This window comes from Rossellomorea sp. y25 (genome assembly GCF_038049935.1).
In the GTDB taxonomy this organism is placed as follows: Bacteria; Bacillota; Bacilli; order Bacillales; family Bacillaceae_B; genus Rossellomorea.
On record NZ_CP145886.1, the window covers coordinates 131755 to 147725 of the forward strand.

A 15971-nucleotide genomic window follows, 5' to 3' on the forward strand; every position below is an offset into this window, starting at 1 on the left:
GTTGACAGGTCAACTAGTTCAGTATGGACGACACCGCCAACGCAGAAGTTTTGCGCGTATCAGTGAAGTTTTAGAATTACCGAATTTAATCGAAATTCAAACTTCCTCGTATCAATGGTTTCTTGATGAGGGGTTAAGAGAAATGTTCCGTGACATTTCTCCGATTGAGGACTTCACTGGTAATCTCTCTTTAGAATTTATTGATTATAGTCTGGGAGAGCCAAAGTACTCGGTGGAAGAATCAAAGGAAAGAGATGTTACTTACTCTGCACCGCTTAGAGTGAAAGTCCGTCTTGTGAACAAGGAAACAGGAGAAGTAAAAGATCAAGACGTATTTATGGGTGATTTCCCATTAATGACAGACACAGGTACTTTTGTCATTAATGGTGCTGAGCGCGTTATCGTATCTCAGTTAGTACGTTCACCTAGTGTTTACTTTAGCGGAAAAGTAGATAAGAACGGAAAGAAAGGGTTTACTGCTACCGTTATACCAAACCGCGGAGCTTGGCTTGAGTATGAAACAGATGCGAAAGATGTTGTATATGTGCGAATTGATCGAACTCGCAAACTACCGGTAACGGTTCTTTTACGTGCCCTTGGGTTTGGCTCTGATCAAGAAATCATCGATTTGATCGGTGATAATGAGTACATTCGTAACACGCTCGAGAAAGACAACACGGAAGGTATCGACAAGGCATTGCTCGAGATTTACGAGCGTCTGCGTCCGGGAGAGCCTCCTACAGTAGAAAATGCTAAAAGTTTACTCGTTTCTCGTTTCTTTGATCCTAAGCGTTATGACTTAGCAAACGTTGGACGTTACAAAATGAACAAAAAGCTTCACATTAAGAACCGTTTATTCGGTCAAACTCTAGCAGAAACTCTAGCAGATCCGGAAACGGGTGAGATTCTGGCGGAGAAAGGCACGGTTCTTGATCGCCGCGCTCTTGATAAGGTCATTCCTTATTTAGAAAATGGCATCGGGTTTAAGAACTACCAACAGTCAGGTGGCGTGTTAGAAGAAGACGTCGTTCTTCAATCTATCAAAATCTATTCTCCTAACGAAGAGGGAGAATTTGAGATTAATGTCATCAGCAATGCGTATGTTGAAGAAGAGGTTAAGTACATTACACCTGCAGATATCATCTCTTCTATTTCTTACTTCTTTAACTTATTACACGGAGTAGGACTAACGGATGATATTGACCATTTAGGAAACCGTCGTTTACGTTCGGTAGGTGAATTGCTTCAAAACCAATTCCGCATCGGTTTATCACGTATGGAGCGTGTCGTTCGTGAAAGAATGTCCATTCAGGATACGAACACGATCACGCCTCAACAACTGATCAACATTCGTCCTGTTATCGCATCAATTAAAGAGTTCTTTGGAAGCTCTCAATTGTCTCAATTTATGGATCAAACGAATCCTCTTGCAGAGTTAACGCACAAACGTCGTCTTTCTGCTTTAGGACCTGGTGGATTAACGCGTGAACGTGCAGGATTCGAAGTGCGTGACGTACATTACTCCCACTATGGTCGTATGTGTCCGATTGAAACGCCTGAGGGACCAAACATCGGACTGATCAACTCACTTTCTTCATTTGCGAAAGTGAATAAATTCGGCTTTATCGAAACGCCGTATCGTCGTGTTGACCCTGATACCGGGAAAGTAACCGATCGTATCGATTACTTGACAGCAGACGAAGAAGATAACTATGTAGTGGCACAAGCAAACGCACGTCTAGGTGATGACGGTGCATTCCTTGATGAAGAAGTCATTGCTCGTTTCCGTGGTGAAAACACGGTCATCAAGCGTGAACGTCTGGACTACATGGATGTATCTCCTAAACAAGTAGTATCAGCTGCGACAGCATGTATTCCTTTCTTAGAGAACGATGACTCCAACCGTGCTCTTATGGGAGCGAACATGCAGCGTCAAGCAGTACCTTTAATGAATCCAGAATCACCGATCGTCGGAACAGGTATGGAACACGTATCAGCCAAAGACTCTGGTGCCGCCGTGATTTGTAAATATGAAGGTATTGTAGAAAAGGTTGAAGCGAAACAAGTTTGGGTGCGTCGTGTGAAAGAAATCGACGGTCAAGAAGTAAAAGGTGACCTCGATAAATATCGTATGCAAAAATTCATCCGTTCAAACCAGGGAACATGTTACAACCAGCGTCCAATCGTAAGTGAAGGCGACCGTGTCGTAAAAGGAGAAATCCTTGCTGATGGTCCTTCAATGGAAAAGGGAGAACTCGCCTTAGGACGTAACGTAATGGTTGGATTCATGACTTGGGACGGTTACAACTATGAAGATGCGATCATCATGAGTGAACGTCTTGTAAAGGACGATGTATATACTTCTATTCATATTGAAGAATATGAGTCTGAATCCCGTGATACGAAATTAGGACCAGAAGAAATCACTCGTGATATTCCAAACGTTGGTGAAGATGCACTTCGCAATCTTGATGAACGTGGAATCATCCGCATCGGTGCTGAAGTGAAAGACGGCGACCTACTTGTTGGTAAAGTAACGCCTAAAGGTGTAACAGAGTTGACTGCTGAAGAACGCTTATTACATGCAATCTTCGGTGAGAAAGCTCGCGAAGTGCGGGATACATCTCTTCGTGTACCACATGGTGGCGGGGGAATCATCCTCGATGTTAAAGTCTTCAATCGTGAAGACGGCGACGAATTGCCTCCAGGTGTAAACCAGCTTGTCCGTGTATACATCGTTCAGAAACGTAAGATTTCTGAAGGTGACAAAATGGCTGGTCGTCACGGTAACAAGGGTGTTATTTCAAGAATTCTTCCTGAAGAAGACATGCCGTTCTTACCAGACGGTACACCGATCGATATCATGTTAAACCCGTTAGGGGTACCATCTCGTATGAATATCGGACAGGTGCTGGAGCTTCACTTAGGTATGGCAGCAAGATATCTTGGTGTTCATGTCGCTTCACCGGTATTTGATGGAGCGCGTGAGGAAGACGTATGGGCAACCATTGAAGAAGCAGGTATGGCACGTGATGCGAAAACCGTTCTTTATGATGGTAGAACAGGTGAACCGTTTGATAACCGTGTATCAGTTGGTATCATGTATATGATCAAGCTTGCTCACATGGTTGATGACAAACTTCACGCTCGTTCAACTGGTCCTTATTCACTTGTTACGCAGCAGCCACTTGGAGGTAAAGCTCAATTCGGTGGACAGCGTTTCGGTGAGATGGAGGTATGGGCACTTGAAGCTTATGGTGCTGCTTACACTCTACAAGAAATTCTAACGGTTAAGTCTGATGATGTTGTGGGTCGTGTGAAAACATACGAAGCCATTGTCAAAGGTGAAAACGTTCCTGAACCAGGAGTTCCGGAATCATTCAAAGTTCTGATCAAAGAGCTTCAAAGTTTAGGTATGGATGTTAAGATCCTCTCTAGTACCGAAGAAGAAATCGAAATGCGTGACTTAGAGGATGAAGAAGAAGTACAACAAGCAGACACGCTAAATATCTCTGAATCTAATGCACAAGAATCCGAGACAGTAGGGTCTAAAGAATAAATTTAGAGCAATTAGGGTTAGAGCCTGTAGATTAAAAGGGAGGTAGGCCCCTTGCTAGATGTAAATAATTTTGAGTATATGAAAATTGGTTTAGCTTCCCCCGATAAGATCCGTTCGTGGTCTTTCGGGGAAGTCAAAAAGCCCGAAACGATTAACTATCGTACGTTAAAACCAGAAAAAGATGGTTTGTTCTGTGAACGTATCTTCGGTCCTACGAAGGACTGGGAATGTCACTGTGGTAAATACAAACGTGTACGCTATAAAGGCGTCGTTTGTGACCGCTGTGGTGTAGAAGTAACAAAGGCTAAAGTTCGCCGTGAACGTATGGGTCACATTGAACTGGCTGCTCCTGTATCTCATATTTGGTACTTCAAAGGAATCCCAAGCCGTATGGGACTTGTTTTAGACATGTCTCCCCGTGCTTTAGAAGAAGTGATCTACTTCGCTTCCTATGTTGTAACAGAACCAGGTGACACGGCTCTGGAAAGAAAGCAACTTCTTTCTGAGAAAGAGTACCGTGCCTACCGTGAGAAATACGGAGTCAAATTCCAAGCTGCAATGGGAGCTGAAGCGATTAAAAAGCTTCTTCAAGACATTGACCTGGATAAAGAAGCTGATTTCCTTAAAGAAGAACTGAAAACAGCTCAAGGTCAACGCCGTACCCGTGCAATTAAACGTTTAGAAGTAGTGGAATCTTTCAGAAACTCAGGTAATGATCCGGATTGGATGATTCTTGATGTATTACCTGTCATTCCTCCAGAGCTTCGCCCGATGGTTCAGCTTGACGGTGGACGCTTTGCGACTTCTGACTTAAATGATTTATATCGTCGTGTTATTAACCGTAATAACCGTTTGAAACGTTTATTGGACCTTGGTGCTCCAAGTATCATCGTTCAAAACGAGAAGCGTATGCTTCAAGAAGCGGTCGACGCTTTAATTGACAATGGTCGTCGCGGCCGTCCTGTTACAGGACCGGGTAACCGCCCATTAAAATCCCTTTCACATATGCTTAAAGGGAAGCAGGGGCGTTTCCGTCAAAACCTTCTCGGTAAACGTGTTGACTATTCCGGTCGTTCTGTAATCGTTGTTGGACCTAACCTTAAGATGTATCAATGTGGTCTTCCTAAAGAAATGGCACTTGAGTTATTCAAACCATTTGTAATGAAAGAGCTCGTTGAAAAAGGATTGGCTCACAACATTAAGAGTGCTAAGCGCAAGATTGAACGCGTTCAGCCGGAAGTATGGGATGTATTAGAAGGGGTTATTAAGGAACATCCAGTTCTTTTAAACCGTGCACCTACTCTTCACAGACTTGGTATTCAAGCATTTGAACCAACTCTAGTCGAAGGTAGAGCGATCCGTCTTCACCCACTTGTATGTACGGCATACAACGCGGATTTTGATGGTGACCAAATGGCGGTTCACGTACCTCTATCTTCTGAAGCACAAGCTGAAGCTCGCATGCTGATGCTTGCTGCCCAAAACATCCTAAATCCGAAAGACGGTAAGCCAGTTGTTACTCCGTCCCAGGATATGGTATTAGGTAACTATTACCTGACACTTGAGCGTGAAAATGCTGTTGGTGAAGGTATGATCTTCAATGATGCAAATGAAGTTATCCTTGCATATCAAAATGGTTATGTACACTTGCATACCCGTATTGCGATCCATGCCAGCACCATCAACAACAAAACGTTCACCGATAAGCAAAATAAACAATTATTATTAACAACGGTAGGTAAAGTAATCTTTAACGAGATCTTACCTGATACATTCCCGTTCATTAACGAACCAACAAGAACGAACTTGGAAGTAGCTACTCCTGAGAACTACTTTGTTGATCCGTCAACGGACGTTAAAGAAGTATTCCAAAATCGTGAGTTAATCAACCCATTTAAAAAAGGTTTCTTAGGGAATATCATTGCAGAAGTATTCAAGAAGTTTGCTATCACTGAGACGTCTCGTATGCTTGATAAAATGAAAGACTTAGGATTCAAATACTCTACTAAAGCCGGTATTACGGTTGGTATCGCAGATATCGTCGTACTAGCGGAAAAAGAAGAAATCTTAATCGAAGCACAAAGTAAAGTAGACAACGTATTAAAACAATTTAAACGTGGTCTTATTACAGAAGATGAAAGATACGATCGTGTTATCTCAATCTGGAGTGCTGCGAAAGATACCATTCAAGGTAAATTAATGGCGACACTGGATAAACGCAACCCGATCTTCATGATGAGTGATTCAGGTGCCCGTGGTAACGCATCTAACTTTACTCAGCTTGCTGGTATGCGTGGACTGATGGCCAACCCGGCTGGTCGTATCATTGAGTTACCGATCAAATCAAGTTTCCGTGAAGGATTAACGGTCCTTGAGTACTTTATTTCTACACATGGTGCCCGTAAAGGTCTTGCCGATACAGCACTGAAAACAGCTGACTCAGGTTACCTGACACGTCGTCTTGTTGATGTGGCCCAGGATGTAATCGTTCGTGAAGAAGACTGTGGAACGGACAGAGGACTACTTGTAGGATCCATTAAAGAGGGTACAGAAATCATCGAGCCTCTTGAAGAACGTTTACTTGGTCGTTATTCACGTAAAACATTACGTCATCCTGAGACAGATGAAATCATCATCACAGAAAATCAGCTGATCACAGAAGACTTAGCTAAGACGATCATTGATGCTGGTGTCGAACATGTTTCGATCCGTTCTGCTTTCACATGTAACACTAGACATGGTGTTTGTGAGAAATGTTACGGTACGAACTTGGCAACAGGACAAAAAGTCGAAGTAGGGGAAGCTGTTGGGATCATCGCTGCTCAATCCATCGGGGAACCGGGTACACAGTTAACGATGCGTACCTTCCATACTGGTGGGGTTGCAGGAGACGATATCACTCAAGGTTTACCGCGTATCCAAGAGATCTTCGAAGCGCGTAATCCTAAAGGTCAAGCCGTTATTTCTGAAATCGATGGTGTCATTACTTCCATCAGTGAAGGAAAAGATCGTCAGTACGAAATTACCGTTCAAGGTGATGTGGAAACGAGAAGTTACACAGCTCCATACACAGCTCGCCTGAAATTCGCTGTGAACGATAAAGTAGCACGCGGTCAGGAGATCACAGAAGGTTCAATCGATCCAAAAGAACTTCTTAAAGTACGTGATGTGTCAGCCGTTCAGGAATACTTGCTGCGTGAGGTACAAAAAGTATACCGTATGCAAGGGGTTGAAATCGGCGACAAACACGTTGAGGTTATGGTTCGTCAAATGTTACGCAAGGTTCGTGTTATTGATGCAGGTGAATCTGAGGTACTACCAGGTACTCTTATGGACATCCATCAATTCAGGGATGCGAACGAAAAAGCTCTATTTGGCGGTAAGCTTCCGGCAACAGGACGCCCTGTATTGCTCGGGATCACCAAAGCTTCACTTGAAACAGATTCCTTCTTATCCGCAGCATCGTTCCAGGAAACAACTCGTGTGTTAACGGACGCTGCCATAAAAGGAAAACGTGATGAGTTACTTGGACTGAAAGAAAATGTTATCATCGGTAAATTGGTTCCTGCCGGTACGGGTATGCAACGTTACCGCAAGGCAGAGCCGGTATTGGCAGAAGATACTAGTGAAGAAACAGTAACAGTAGAGTAATCTATTTAGGCTAACTCTTAGGCGCGTTTGATTGCTCAATCATAAGCTCTAAGAGTTAGCTTTTATAAATCTTTTAAATCTATGTTGACATAGAGATTTTAAGATGATAATATATTCAAGGTTGCTCCTATTAATAACCTGTTACTTTGGAGGATATGAAATGTCTTATGAAAAAGTAGCGCAGGCTAAAGAAATTATTGTAGGAACAAAGCAAGCAGTGAAAGCTCTGAAAACAGGTCATGTACTAGAAGTTGTTATTGCGGAGGATGCTGATCCCAAAGTTACAGCAAAAGTAGTCCAGGCCGCTATTGATCTTAAAGTACCGGTTAACAAAGTGGATTCAATGAAGAAACTTGGTAAATCGTGCGGAATAGATGTTGGAGCAGCAGCTGTTGCGATTATACAGTAAAATAGTTTTTGTAGAAGCTATCTGCAAAAACTTTACTTTTACCCAAAAAAGAACCACCTGGATGTGTGGGCTTACCAAATAAGAAGGGAGGAAAACAAAATGCCAACTATTAACCAATTAGTTCGCAAGCCTCGTCAGTCTAAATCAACTAAATCAAAGTCACCTGCACTTAACAAAGGTTATAACAGCTTTAAGAAAGTGCACACGAACTTGTCATCTCCACAAAAACGTGGTGTATGTACTCGTGTTGGTACAATGACTCCAAAGAAACCGAACTCGGCGCTACGTAAATATGCTCGTGTTCGTTTAACGAATGGAATCGAGGTTACTGCTTACATTCCTGGTATCGGACATAACCTTCAAGAGCACAGTGTTGTTCTTATCCGTGGAGGACGTGTAAAGGATTTACCAGGGGTACGTTATCACATCGTACGTGGTGCGCTTGATACAGCTGGAGTTGAAGGCCGTATGCAAGGACGTTCTAAATACGGAACTAAGCGCCCTAAAGCAGCTAAAAAATAATTTAAAAATCATAAATTCATTTCTCGTTGAAAGGAGGAAATCACATGCCACGTAAAGGTCCTGTAGCAAAAAGAGACGTTTTACCTGATCCAATGTACAATTCAAAATTAGTTACTCGTTTAATCAACAAAATCATGATTGACGGTAAAAGAGGTAAAGCTCAAAAGAAACTATACGCTGCGTTTGATATCATTAGCGAGCGTTCAGGTAAAGATGCAATGGAAGTATTCGATGCAGCTCTAAAAAATATCATGCCGGTATTAGAAGTTAAAGCTCGTCGTGTTGGTGGTTCAAACTATCAAGTACCTGTAGAGGTACGTCCAGAGCGTCGTACTACATTAGGTCTTCGTTGGTTAGTAAACTACTCTCGTCTTCGCGGTGAGAAGACAATGGAAGAGCGTTTAGCTAACGAAATCCTTGATGCAGCTAATAACACTGGAGCTTCTGTTAAGAAGCGTGAAGATACACACAAGATGGCTGAAGCGAACAAAGCGTTTGCTCACTATCGTTGGTAATCTGATCTTAAACAAACAAATCATTCTCATATAAGGAAGGAGAAAGACCGCATGCCTAGAGAGTTCTCCTTAGAAAACACTCGTAATATCGGTATCATGGCTCACATCGATGCTGGTAAAACAACTGCAACTGAGCGTATCCTATTTTATACAGGTCGTATCCATAAAATTGGAGAAACTCACGAAGGTGCTTCTCAAATGGACTGGATGGAGCAAGAGCAAGAACGTGGTATCACTATCACTTCTGCTGCGACAACAGCTCAATGGAAAGGCCATCGTATTAACATCATCGATACACCGGGACACGTAGACTTCACTGTTGAAGTTGAGCGTTCATTACGTGTACTTGATGGTGCAGTAGCAGTACTTGATGCTCAATCTGGTGTTGAGCCTCAAACTGAAACAGTATGGCGCCAAGCAACAACTTACGGGGTTCCCCGTGTTGTGTTCGTTAACAAAATGGACAAAATCGGTGCTGACTTCCTTTATTCTGTTGGGACACTTCATGAACGTTTACAAGCGAATGCGCATCCTATTCAGCTTCCAATCGGTGCTGAGGATGACTTCGAAGGTATCATCGACTTAGTAGAAATGAAAGCTTACTTCTATGAAGATGACCTTGGAACGCGTGCAGAAGCTCGTGACATTCCTGAAGAGTACAAAGATCAAGCTGATGAATACCGCGGAAAGTTAATTGAAGCAGTATCTGAACTTGATGAAGAGCTTATGATGAAATACCTAGAAGGCGAAGAGCTTACAAATGATGAGCTTAAAGCGGCTATCCGTACAGCAACTCTAACTGTAGAGTTCTACCCGGTAGTTTGTGGATCTGCCTTCAAAAACAAAGGGGTTCAATTATTAATTGACTCAGTTATCGACTATCTTCCAGCGCCAACAGACGTTGAAGATATCAAAGGTTTTGTACCTGAAACAGAAGAAGAAGTAACTCGTCCATCTTCAGACGAAGCGCCATTCTCTGCTTTAGCGTTCAAAGTTGCAACTGACCCTTATGTTGGTAAGTTAACTTTCTTCCGTGTATACTCTGGTGTTCTTGAGTCAGGTTCATACGTAAGAAACTCTTCAAAAGGGAAACGTGAACGTGTGGGTCGTATCCTGCAAATGCACGCAAACTCCCGTGAAGAAATCTCTAAAGTATATGCTGGAGACATTGCAGCAGCAGTTGGTCTGAAAGATACATCTACTGGAGATACGCTATGTGATGAAAAGAGTCTAGTTATTCTTGAATCTATGGTATTCCCAGAGCCTGTTATCTCTCTATCTGTTGAGCCTAAATCAAAAGCCGACCAAGATAAAATGACTACTGCACTACAAAAACTTCAAGAGGAAGATCCAACATTCCGTGCGCATACTGACCAGGAAACAGGTCAAGTTATCATCGCGGGTATGGGTGAGCTTCACTTAGATATCATCGTTGACCGTATGAAACGTGAATTCAAAGTAGAAGCTAACGTAGGTGCTCCTCAAGTATCTTACCGTGAGACTTTCCGTGATACGGCTAAAGTTGAAGGTAAGTTCGCCCGTCAATCTGGTGGACGTGGACAATTCGGACACGTATGGATCGAATTCTCACCTAACGAAGAAGGTAAAGGATTCGAATTCGAGAACGGTATCGTCGGTGGTGTAGTTCCTCGTGAATACATCCCTGCAGTACAAGCCGGTCTATCTGACGCTTTAGAAAATGGTGTCTTAGCTGGTTTCCCACTAGTTGATGTTAAAGCAAGATTATTCGATGGTTCATACCATGATGTTGACTCCTCTGAAATGGCGTTTAAAATCGCTGCTTCTATGGCACTTAAGAATGCCGCTTCTAAATGTAAGCCGGTAATCTTAGAGCCAATGATGAAGGTTGAGGTTGTTATCCCTGAGGAATACCTTGGAGATATCATGGGTGATGTAACTTCTCGTCGTGGACGTGTAGAAGGTATGGAAGCACGCGGTAACGCTCAAGTCGTTAAAGCGTTCGTACCTCTATCAGAAATGTTTGGATATGCAACTTCCCTTCGTTCTAACACACAAGGACGTGGAACATACTCCATGCACTTCGATCACTATGAAGAAGTACCTAAATCGATTTCTGAAGAAATCATCAAAAAAAATAAAGGTGAATAATTGATTTATTCCCTTTAATAAAGTATAAATACTATTGTAAGCATTACTGGTTCAGGGGTGGACATAAACTGCCTCTGGATTAGCCTAACTAATATACTTATTTTCTTTAAAATTAAAGGAGGATTTTCAAATGGGTAAGGAAAAATTTGATCGTTCCAAGCAACATGCGAATATCGGTACAATCGGTCACGTTGACCATGGTAAAACAACTCTAACAGCTGCAATCACAACTACACTTCACAAGAAGTATGGTCGTGGAACTGCAATGGCATATGACCAAATTGACGGTGCTCCAGAAGAAAGAGAGCGTGGAATCACAATCTCTACAGCACACGTTGAGTATGAAACTGATACTCGTCACTATGCACACGTTGACTGCCCAGGACATGCTGACTATGTTAAAAACATGATCACTGGTGCTGCACAAATGGATGGTGGGATCCTAGTAGTATCTGCTGCTGACGGCCCAATGCCACAAACTCGTGAGCACATCCTTCTTTCTCGTCAAGTAGGTGTACCTTACCTAGTTGTATTCATGAACAAATGTGACATGGTAGACGACGAAGAGCTACTTGAATTAGTAGAAATGGAAGTACGTGACCTTCTTTCTGAGTACGATTTCCCTGGTGATGACGTACCAGTAATCAAAGGTTCTGCTCTTAAAGCTCTTGAGGGAGATCCTGAGTGGGAAGAGAAAATCTTCGAACTTATGGAAGCTGTAGATAGCTACATCCCAACTCCAGAGCGTGACACTGAAAAACCATTCATGATGCCTGTTGAGGACGTATTCTCAATCACAGGTCGTGGTACAGTTGCTACTGGTCGTGTTGAGCGTGGACAAGTTAAAGTTGGAGACACTATCGACATCATCGGTCTTTCTGAAGAACCAAAATCTACTACTGTAACAGGTGTAGAAATGTTCCGTAAGCTTCTTGACTATGCTGAAGCTGGAGACAACATCGGTGCACTACTTCGTGGTGTAGCTCGTGAAGATATCCAACGTGGACAAGTACTTGCTAAGCCAGGTACAATCACTCCACACACAAAGTTCAAAGCAGAAGTTTATGTTCTTTCTAAAGAAGAGGGTGGACGTCACACTCCATTCTTCACTAACTACCGCCCACAGTTCTACTTCCGTACAACTGACGTAACTGGTATCTGTAACCTTCCTGAAGGTGTAGAAATGGTTATGCCTGGCGATAACATCGAAATGACTGTTGAGCTTATCGCTCCAATCGCTATCGAAGAAGGTACTAAGTTCTCTATCCGTGAGGGTGGACGTACTGTAGGTGCTGGAGTAGTAGCTACAATCACTGAGTAATCATTGATATCAAAAACAGATGGACACCATGTCCATCTGTTTTTTTGTGTTTAAATTGCTATACCACTTGGACGTACTACCACGAATATGATAATGGTGTTGTCGAGTTTCTTCTATATAGTATAGTACTTGTATATTTATGTTGATCAACCTCCAGTATGAATTATAAAAAGTTGAAAAATGTCGATTATGACTCACCCTTCATATTAATTATATTTCTTCATGAATAAATAATTGAAACACTAAGTTGATTGGAGCGGAAGGATGTTCGACTCCTGCGGGAATAGCGGGACAGGTGAGACCCCGCAGGCGAAGCAGAGGAGGCTCACCGCCCGCCCCGCGGAAAGCGAACATCCTGGAGCGTAAATCAACAAGCACTCACTCTTTAGGAGGTAGTAGAAATAAGTTCTAATATAGAATGAATACTAGTTCCCTTTGAATTAATGTTTTCTTTAATTCACTATAACCGTTATATTAAATATTGTGAAAATACCACAAAACCTTGAAAACAACACGGTTCGTTTGTATAATAGAGAAAGTGTGCAAAACATAAAGAATTTGCAAGAAACAGTTGCATCTTCTAGGTGTTTTAGTTATAATAGACAATGTTGGTCTTTGACTGCGATGAAACAGAAGGTTGCTGACACACACGGCCGCTTTGCCATGGCGAGTGTGTGGGAAATTTCTGTGGAGAATGTCTATTCAAAAATAGGCGATAAAGGAGGGAAAATAATGGCAAAACAAAAGATTCGTATCCGTTTAAAGGCTTATGATCACAGAATTCTTGATCAATCAGCTGAGAAAATTGTTGAAACAGCAAAACGTTCTGGTGCGGCGGTTTCTGGACCGATCCCACTACCAACAGAAAAGTCTGTTTACACAATCTTACGTGCTGTGCACAAATACAAAGATTCTCGTGAGCAATTCGAAATGCGTACTCATAAACGCTTAATCGACATTGTAAACCCAACACCTCAAACAGTTGATGCGCTTATGCGTTTAGACTTACCATCAGGTGTAGATATCGAAATCAAACTTTAATTCATAAAAACCATAATTATTAGGAGGTGTGACTTATGACCAAAGGAATCTTAGGAAGAAAGATCGGTATGACTCAAGTTTTCGCTGAAAACGGTGATCTTATCCCTGTAACTGTTATCGAAGCTGCTCAAAACGTGGTACTTCAAAAGAAATCTATCGATGTTGATGGCTACGAAGCTATCCAAGTAGGTTTTGAAGACAAACGTGAAAAGCTTTCTAACAAACCAGAGAGAGGCCACGTTGCTAAAGCTGAAACTGCTCCTAAGCGCTTCATCCGTGAAATCCGCGGTGTAAACGTAGAAGAGTACGAAGTTGGTCAAGAAGTCAAAGTTGATATTTTCGCAGCAGGCGAAATCGTAGATGTAACAGGAGTATCAAAAGGTAAAGGATTCCAAGGTGCTATCAAGCGTCATAACCAATCTCGCGGACCTATGTCCCATGGTTCTCGTTACCACCGTCGTCCTGGTTCAATGGGTCCTGTTGATCCAAACCGTGTATTCAAGGGTAAATTACTACCTGGACGTATGGGCGGAGAGCAAATTACAATTCAGAACCTTGAAATTGTAAAAGTTGATGCTGAACGTAACCTTATCTTAGTTAAAGGTAATGTACCTGGACCTAAGAAACAACTAATCAAAGTAAAGTCAGCTATTAAAGCAAACTAATAGAACTTTTCAAGAAAGGAGGAAACAAGAATGCCGAAAGTAGCATTATTTAACCAAAGCGGTTCTAAAGTTGGTGATATCGAACTTAATGACACTGTTTTTGGTATTGAACCAAACAAACATGTAATGTTTGAAGCAGTATTGATGCAAAGAGCTTCTTTACGTCAAGGTAATCACAAAGTAAAAAATCGTTCTGAAGTACGTGGCGGTGGGCGTAAGCCTTGGCGTCAAAAAGGAACAGGTCGTGCTCGTCAAGGGTCAATCCGTTCTCCACAATGGCGCGGTGGTGGTACTGTATTTGGACCAGTTCCACGCAGCTACAGCTACAAACTTCCTAAGAAGGTTCGTCGCTTAGCGATTAAATCTGCTCTTTCTTCTAAAGTAGTAGAAGAAAACATTTTAGTATTAGAAGCATTATCATTCGATGCTCCTAAAACAAAAGAATTTGCTAACGTTCTTAAAGGTCTTTCAGTTAACTCTAAAACATTAGTAATCACTGATGGTCTTGACGAAAACGTAGCACTTTCAGCTCGTAACATCCCTGGTGTAACTGTTGTTCCTGCTGATGGAATTAGCGTTCTGGACGTATTAGGACATGACAAACTAGTGATGACTAAATCAGCTGTTGAAAAAGTAGAGGAGGTGCTTGCATAATGGATGTACGTGAAATCATTAAGCGCCCCGTAATTACTGAGGCTTCAACTGATCTTATGTCTGAGAAAAAATATACTTTCGAAGTTGATACTAGAGCGAACAAAACTCAAGTAAAAGACGCTGTTCAAGAAATCTTTGACGTGAAAGTAGAAAAAGTTAACATCATGAACTACAAAGGTAAGTTCAAACGCATGGGTAAACACGCTGGTTACACTAACAAGCGTCGTAAAGCAATCGTTAAACTTACTGCAGATAGTAAAGAAATCGAATTCTTTGAAGTATAAAATCTTTTAATTAAGAAGAGGAGGGAAAAACATGGCGATTAAAAAGTATAAACCTACCTCTAATGGTCGTCGCGGCATGACTAGTTCTGATTTCGCTGAAATCACTACGGATTCTCCGGAAAAGTCACTTTTAGCACCCCTACACAAAAAGGGTGGCCGTAACAACCAAGGTAAGTTAACAGTTCGTCATCAAGGTGGCGGTCACAAGCGCCAATACCGTATCATCGACTTCAAACGTGAAAAAGATGGTATACCTGGACGCGTTGCTACGATCGAATACGATCCAAACCGCTCAGCAAACATTGCACTAATTAACTACGCTGATGGGGAAAAACGTTACATTCTTGCACCGAAAACAATCGAAGTAGGTATGGAAGTAATGTCTGGTCCTGAAGCAGATATTAAAGTGGGTAACGCATTACCACTTATCAACATCCCTGTTGGTACAATCGTACACAATATCGAACTTAAACCAGGTAAGGGTGGCCAGTTAGTACGTTCTGCTGGAACATCTGCTCAAGTACTTGGTAAAGAAGGTAAATATGTACTTGTACGTCTTAACTCTGGTGAAACTCGTATGATCCTTTCTGCTTGTCGTGCTACTGTAGGTCAAGTTGGAAATGAACAACACGAATTAATCAACATTGGTAAAGCCGGACGTTCTCGTTGGTTAGGTAAACGCCCAACAGTTCGTGGTTCTGTAATGAACCCTAACGATCACCCACACGGTGGTGGTGAAGGACGCGCTCCAATCGGACGTAAATCACCAATGTCTCCATGGGGTAAACCTACTCTTGGATACAAGACACGTAAGAAAAACAACAAATCTGATAAATTTATTGTGCGTCGTCGCAAAAAATAACGGGATTGTACTACGGTTCCTGAAAAGAGCCGTAGATCAATCACGAAGGGAGGTTCAAACATGGGTCGTAGCTTAAAAAAAGGACCTTTTGTTGATGATCATTTAATGAATAAGATCGAGAAATTGAACGAAACTGAAGGCAAACAAGTTGTTAAAACTTGGTCTCGTCGCTCAACGATCTTCCCAGCATTCATCGGTCACACTATCGCAGTTTACGATGGTCGTAAACATGTACCTGTATACGTCACTGAAGACATGGTAGGACACAAGCTTGGTGAATTCGCACCATCTCGTACTTACAAAGGTCATGCAAGTGATGATAAGAAAACAAGACGCTAATTGAGAGGAGGGTATCCTA

At 42.2% G+C, this 15971-nt stretch carries 13 protein-coding genes; all 13 read left to right on the top strand.

Features of this window, described 5'->3' with window-relative positions; genetic code table 11:
* The first annotated feature begins 1 nt into the window (after position 1).
* The 13 genes from rpoB (at position 2) to rpsS (ending at position 15952) form a co-directional block, all read left to right on the top strand.
* Positions 2-3559 carry a DNA-directed RNA polymerase subunit beta gene (gene rpoB / locus AAEM60_RS00695; RefSeq protein WP_299746140.1) on the top strand — a complete coding sequence of 1186 codons (3558 nt, stop codon included), beginning with the start codon at positions 2-4 and terminating at the stop codon, positions 3557-3559.
* Positions 3560-3610: 51 nt separating this feature from the next.
* Positions 3611-7210 carry a DNA-directed RNA polymerase subunit beta' gene (rpoC, locus tag AAEM60_RS00700; RefSeq protein ID WP_219166393.1) on the top strand — a complete coding sequence of 1200 codons (3600 nt, stop codon included), beginning with the start codon at positions 3611-3613 and terminating at the stop codon, positions 7208-7210.
* A gap of 160 nt (positions 7211-7370) precedes the next feature.
* Positions 7371-7619 carry a 50S ribosomal protein L7ae-like protein gene (locus tag AAEM60_RS00705; protein ID WP_148971237.1) on the top strand — a complete coding sequence of 83 codons (249 nt, stop codon included), beginning with the start codon at positions 7371-7373 and terminating at the stop codon, positions 7617-7619.
* A 99-nt stretch (positions 7620-7718) separates the two neighbouring features.
* Positions 7719-8141, top strand: a complete 423-nt coding sequence (gene rpsL / locus AAEM60_RS00710; RefSeq protein WP_032085266.1) for a 30S ribosomal protein S12 — start codon at positions 7719-7721, stop codon at positions 8139-8141.
* 44 nt (positions 8142-8185) lie between these two features.
* Positions 8186-8656, top strand: coding sequence for a 30S ribosomal protein S7 (gene rpsG / locus AAEM60_RS00715; RefSeq protein WP_034765993.1), 471 nt, complete (start codon positions 8186-8188; stop codon positions 8654-8656).
* Positions 8657-8707: 51 nt separating this feature from the next.
* Positions 8708-10786, top strand: a complete 2079-nt coding sequence (gene fusA / locus AAEM60_RS00720) for an elongation factor G (protein ID WP_299746152.1) — start codon at positions 8708-8710, stop codon at positions 10784-10786.
* Between the two features lie 130 nt (positions 10787-10916).
* On the top strand, positions 10917-12107 hold the full coding sequence (gene tuf, locus AAEM60_RS00725) for an elongation factor Tu (RefSeq protein ID WP_299746155.1): 1191 nt from the start codon (positions 10917-10919) through the stop codon (positions 12105-12107).
* Positions 12108-12839: 732 nt separating this feature from the next.
* Complete coding sequence (gene rpsJ, locus AAEM60_RS00730; protein ID WP_007085291.1) at positions 12840-13148, top strand: 30S ribosomal protein S10; 309 nt, start codon at positions 12840-12842, stop codon at positions 13146-13148.
* A 35-nt stretch (positions 13149-13183) separates the two neighbouring features.
* Complete coding sequence (gene rplC, locus AAEM60_RS00735; protein WP_044340523.1) at positions 13184-13813, top strand: 50S ribosomal protein L3; 630 nt, start codon at positions 13184-13186, stop codon at positions 13811-13813.
* 30 nt (positions 13814-13843) lie between these two features.
* Positions 13844-14467: a 50S ribosomal protein L4 gene (gene rplD, locus AAEM60_RS00740; protein WP_299746166.1), complete on the top strand. Its 624-nt coding sequence runs from the start codon at positions 13844-13846 to the stop codon at positions 14465-14467.
* Entirely contained in the window at positions 14467-14751 is a 285-nt protein-coding gene (gene rplW / locus AAEM60_RS00745; RefSeq protein WP_098353388.1) for a 50S ribosomal protein L23, read from the top strand. Before rplD ends, rplW begins: the two co-directional genes overlap by 1 nt.
* Positions 14752-14782: 31 nt before the next feature.
* On the top strand, positions 14783-15613 hold the full coding sequence (gene rplB, locus AAEM60_RS00750) for a 50S ribosomal protein L2 (RefSeq protein WP_044340525.1): 831 nt from the start codon (positions 14783-14785) through the stop codon (positions 15611-15613).
* A gap of 60 nt (positions 15614-15673) precedes the next feature.
* A complete protein-coding gene (rpsS, locus tag AAEM60_RS00755) occupies positions 15674-15952 on the top strand; it encodes a 30S ribosomal protein S19 (protein WP_044340526.1) in 279 nt (92 codons plus the stop codon).
* Positions 15953-15971 lie beyond the last annotated feature (19 nt).